This window comes from Klebsiella sp. MS 92-3 (assembly GCF_000195655.1).
Lineage (GTDB): Bacteria > Pseudomonadota > Gammaproteobacteria > Enterobacterales > Enterobacteriaceae > Klebsiella > Klebsiella pneumoniae.
Window position 1 is genome coordinate 1 of the sequence record NZ_GL882710.1, and the last position, 3,729, is coordinate 3,729.

Consider the following 3,729-nt stretch of genomic DNA (forward strand, 5'->3'; position numbering starts at 1 on the left):
TTTTAGTGCCTTCCGATCCATATCGGACAGCACCCGACCACCAACACAAGTAATTGATTATTTAGAAAATATACACTTTTTATCTTCATTTGCCCACCATTTGAACATCGCCCCGATCCCCATGGTTAACGGCATCACTGCTGGCAAGCTGTTGACTACCGGCCCTACTCTTCCCGCAGCATCAGCACATCCAGTGCAAGCTCCACAGACAGATCTACCTGGTCTCCCTGCCACAACACCTGAATCATCTCTATCAGCGCCTCTCTTGATGGCTCGCGCTTCTCAACCAGCAGTTGCATAACCGCTATCCCGATAATCTGCGCTATCTGCGGGTGCATTTCTGCGAAAAATTCATCCTCATTCGACATGGCGCTACCCTCTTTGGCGTTTTTTTGAGCTTACCAGCACGCTTTACAAAAATAAACCTCCATAAAATACAAAATGTTATCTTGATAAGCAAAAATAAGTATACGTATTGTATTGCAAGTAATGAATACGTTTTGTATATTCATCTCATCCAAACAACACCGGCAACGCCGGGGTGAAGTCAAAACGTCCCGTTAGCCGCGATAAGGCAAAGGTGAAGAGATGATCCGCGAAGAAGACAAGCCTGCATGGCGTAATTTTTGGTTAAAGGTCGTTCCGTTTTTGGTTGCTGTTCTCGCAGTTAGCTATCCGTGCTGGGGTGGCAAATGAGCAAACAAGGCATTCGTTCACTGATTTACTGCCTGCTGATCTGCGGCGTTATCTGGACAGCGTTGATTATCAAAATTCTGCATGTTACGGGGGTGTTCAATGGCTAGTCATCATTACGGGACACAGACCGTTAACCGCGGCGCCGTTCTGCCAGGGATGCTCGTTAAGCATCGGGAAAGCACCTGGACAGCATCAGCAAATAAACGCGGCCGCCTGTACCTGCATCGCGGGATTGAGCGGACTTACACAACCGACTTGCTGGTTGAAGTTTATCTGAACGGGTTGGGACAAGGTCTCAGCCGGTAATCGAAACGAAGAATTTAACTGAGCTATCAGGCGGCTTTCATCGCGCCTGGCTTCTTACGACCTTTTTTGAGGCTCTTATGAATATCAAATGTGAATGCACAGACATGCGCACATCTGTAGGCCCGCATAACACGTTAACCGTCGAGCTGGAAGACGTGGTGCTGTCGGGAACAGTTAACAGTCGTGAAGTCCTCATGCAACTGGATTGGGGCGCGGTGATCGAATGCCTGGCGGAGCATGGCTACGTCATTACTCACCGGGAGAAAGCAGCATGAGCGCGGCGGAAAAATGGAATGACGACGAATTCATTCAGCTGATGAGCGATGCGATCGGCGAACGTGATTTCGACGATGACGAACCAGTAAACCTTTCTGCGGAGCGGCAGAACCCGGTGATCGGCTGGGATGAATTCGCGGGGAATTTTCAATGACGGATAAAAAAGTATACGCCGCTATCAGCGCTGTGGCCGGAGAGCTGGCAGAGAAAGGCATCAGCAAGGCCAGAAAACAGGGCAGTCAGGTCAACTACGCATTCCGTGGGATCGATGACGTTTACAACGCTCTGGCCCCTGCCCTGGTGAAGCACAAGTTACTGATCCTCCCGCGGTGTACTGAGCGGTCATGCTGTGAACGAACCAGCAAAAATGGTGGCGCGTTGTTTTATGTAACCGTCCGGGCTGAGTTCGATTTTGTCAGCACGGAGGACGGCAGCATTCATACCGTCGTCACCTACGGCGAGGCGATGGATAGCGGCGATAAAGCAACGAACAAGGCCATGTCGATTGCGTACAAATATGCAGCCTTTCAGGCGTTCTGCATCCCTACAGAAGAAACGACTGTGGACCCTGACTATGAGGCTCACCAGGTAAGGCCAGCAGACGCAGATCAGATTCTCGCTGATTTCACTGCTTACGCAGGCTCAGAGAACGATCCGAAGGCCCTCCAGGATAACTACGGAAAAGCATGGAACAGCCTTCATGGCTTCCCTGAGCATCAGACGAAGTGCAGGGACGTTACCGGCATCCGCCTGAGAGAGCTGAAACAAGCCGCAAGTGGTGGCAGCCATGAAAGTAACAGCTGAGTCAATCCTGTCCATCCTGCGCAAGGACGCGCGGAACAACATTACGGTATTTCATCGCTGGCAGACCGCAGCGGGCGCCCTTGGGCACAACGCAGGGATAACCCTGAATTTTCATGAACCTTATTACGCCGGGTGGGCGCCAGCACTTGAGATGAAAGAAGTGTTCATCTCGGCTCCTGAACTGGAAATGGTTAAGCCATTCCTGGCCGTCGAGCGCTGGGGAAACGGGACGCTTGGCGGAGAAATTTACCGGTTACCACGGGAGGCCCAATGAATAAGCAGAGCATCACACCAGAGCAATTCCGTGCCATCGCCGGAACCATGCCTGCCTGTCGCGCAGCAGATGCGCTGGGGATTAGCCAGGCAAACTTTTACCGCCTGGCACAGAGCTATTCCATCAGCACAGCGTTTGTCTACAAGCCCTGGAAGCCAGAAGAGAAGCAGATCGCCGCTGAACTGCGCGCTGCCGGTGAGTCGCATAAAAGCATCGCCATGAAGATGGGCCGAAGCGTTGCGTCGGTATCCAGGACTTTAAGCCGCATGAGAAAGGCAGGCACGAAAAGAGGTGCGCAATGACTGATTATGGCGGATCGAAAACTCCAAAAAATGAAAGAGGAAGGTGGTCGCAGATAAAGGGATATGAGGGGATTTATGAAATTTCCACACTAGGAGAAATCAGGTCCTTACCTCACAAGGATTATATGGGGAGATTGTATCCTGGGAAAAATATGAAGCCATTAAAACACCCAAGAGGATACTTAGGGGTAGGTCTTTGCAAGGATGGTGTTAAGAAACGTTATTTAATTCATAGGCTTGTTGCTATGACTTTTATACCTTGCACGAATGCCGATTATGTTGTCAACCATAAAAATGGAGATAAAAAGGATAATTCAGTTTGCAATCTTGAATGGTGCTCCGCTTCCGATAACAACAAGCATGCATATAAGCTTGGGCTAAATTACATTTCAATAAAAAACAAACGAGCCACCTCTGAAAGAATGAAATTGAGGCATGCAGAGAGAAGGAAAAATAAGAATGCAAAGTGAATGCATATCTGTCTTATTTATCTGGCGCCCGTACATCACCCCGCGACACATCATCACGACCGTATCGCTGGCTGAGTTAAAGCGGATCGGAAATCTGGAGGCAGCATGACGCCAGAAATAGAAAACGTTATGCGCAATCAGGGGCGCCAATGCGTTGATGAAATCCGCCGCGCCCTGAAGGCCAAGCCAAAACCGAAATGGAATGAGGTTGTACCGCCGATCCTCAAAAAGCACCACGAAAAAATTAAGCCAATGGGCATCAGCCTTACGGCATTCGTCAGCAGCATTGGCCGCATGAACGGGCGGTATGGAGTGGAGTCATGAAGCTGAAAATGTATACCCCATCCGGGTCTGTGATCGTCGAAACCAACGACGTCGCGCAGTTTTACCCAGACGCTGAAAGCGGCGGAGAGCTGACCACAATCGAACTGGTTTCGCCAACCGGCGACCACGGGAAGGTGGCAGTAAAACATAGCTTCCACCAGGTGACTAGCGCTCTTGCCACGGCCTGGAAAATGGATGAAGACAAGGCAGGTGCAGCATGAAATTCTCCAAATTCACTGAGTTGGTAGCCCGCATCTGGTCAAACACAACTACGCAG

At 50.3% G+C, this 3,729-nt stretch carries 11 protein-coding genes and 1 pseudogene; 11 read left to right on the forward strand and 1 reads right to left on the reverse strand.

All coding sequences use genetic code 11. The features are described 5' to 3' along the window. Positions 1-164 precede the first annotated feature (164 nt). Positions 165-368: a hypothetical protein gene (locus HMPREF9538_RS26080; RefSeq protein WP_004191594.1), complete on the reverse strand. Its 204-nt coding sequence runs from the start codon at positions 366-368 to the stop codon at positions 165-167. Positions 369-677: 309 nt separating this feature from the next. Between HMPREF9538_RS26080 and HMPREF9538_RS32000 the strand changes: the two genes are divergently transcribed. The 11 genes and pseudogenes from HMPREF9538_RS32000 (at position 678) to HMPREF9538_RS26050 (ending at position 3,673) form a co-directional block, all read left to right on the forward strand. Next, the gene (locus tag HMPREF9538_RS32000; protein ID WP_004219883.1) at positions 678-803 is read left to right on the forward strand and encodes a hypothetical protein; all 126 of its coding nucleotides are present in this window, start codon (positions 678-680) and stop codon (positions 801-803) included. After that, complete coding sequence (locus tag HMPREF9538_RS29040) at positions 796-1,002, forward strand: cell division inhibitor protein (RefSeq protein WP_071813908.1); 207 nt, start codon at positions 796-798, stop codon at positions 1,000-1,002. The genes HMPREF9538_RS32000 and HMPREF9538_RS29040 overlap by 8 nt, the downstream gene beginning before the upstream one ends. Before the next feature lie 104 nt (positions 1,003-1,106). After that, positions 1,107-1,277 (forward strand): thioredoxin reductase, encoded by a 171-nt coding sequence (locus HMPREF9538_RS26075; RefSeq protein WP_223385403.1) that lies wholly within the window; start codon positions 1,107-1,109, stop codon positions 1,275-1,277. Further along, complete coding sequence (locus tag HMPREF9538_RS32005) at positions 1,274-1,432, forward strand: hypothetical protein (RefSeq protein ID WP_009483855.1); 159 nt, start codon at positions 1,274-1,276, stop codon at positions 1,430-1,432. Before HMPREF9538_RS26075 ends, HMPREF9538_RS32005 begins: the two co-directional genes overlap by 4 nt. Then, positions 1,429-2,082: an ERF family protein gene (locus HMPREF9538_RS26070; protein ID WP_009483856.1), complete on the forward strand. Its 654-nt coding sequence runs from the start codon at positions 1,429-1,431 to the stop codon at positions 2,080-2,082. Before HMPREF9538_RS32005 ends, HMPREF9538_RS26070 begins: the two co-directional genes overlap by 4 nt. Continuing rightward, complete coding sequence (locus HMPREF9538_RS26065) at positions 2,066-2,356, forward strand: hypothetical protein (RefSeq protein WP_009483857.1); 291 nt, start codon at positions 2,066-2,068, stop codon at positions 2,354-2,356. Before HMPREF9538_RS26070 ends, HMPREF9538_RS26065 begins: the two co-directional genes overlap by 17 nt. Beyond that, positions 2,353-2,658 (forward strand): helix-turn-helix domain-containing protein, encoded by a 306-nt coding sequence (locus HMPREF9538_RS26060; protein ID WP_009483858.1) that lies wholly within the window; start codon positions 2,353-2,355, stop codon positions 2,656-2,658. Before HMPREF9538_RS26065 ends, HMPREF9538_RS26060 begins: the two co-directional genes overlap by 4 nt. Then, a complete protein-coding gene (locus tag HMPREF9538_RS29045; protein ID WP_009483859.1) occupies positions 2,655-3,128 on the forward strand; it encodes an NUMOD4 domain-containing protein in 474 nt (157 codons plus the stop codon). Before HMPREF9538_RS26060 ends, HMPREF9538_RS29045 begins: the two co-directional genes overlap by 4 nt. Positions 3,129-3,135: 7 nt before the next feature. Next, positions 3,136-3,237: pseudogene (locus HMPREF9538_RS31295) on the forward strand (adenine methyltransferase); the annotation flags it as partial. Next, positions 3,234-3,452, forward strand: a complete 219-nt coding sequence (locus tag HMPREF9538_RS26055) for a hypothetical protein (RefSeq protein WP_009483861.1) — start codon at positions 3,234-3,236, stop codon at positions 3,450-3,452. The pseudogene HMPREF9538_RS31295 and the gene HMPREF9538_RS26055, both read left to right, overlap by 4 nt. Beyond that, positions 3,449-3,673 carry a hypothetical protein gene (locus HMPREF9538_RS26050; protein WP_009483862.1) on the forward strand — a complete coding sequence of 75 codons (225 nt, stop codon included), beginning with the start codon at positions 3,449-3,451 and terminating at the stop codon, positions 3,671-3,673. The genes HMPREF9538_RS26055 and HMPREF9538_RS26050 overlap by 4 nt, the downstream gene beginning before the upstream one ends. Positions 3,674-3,729: the final 56 nt, after the last annotated feature.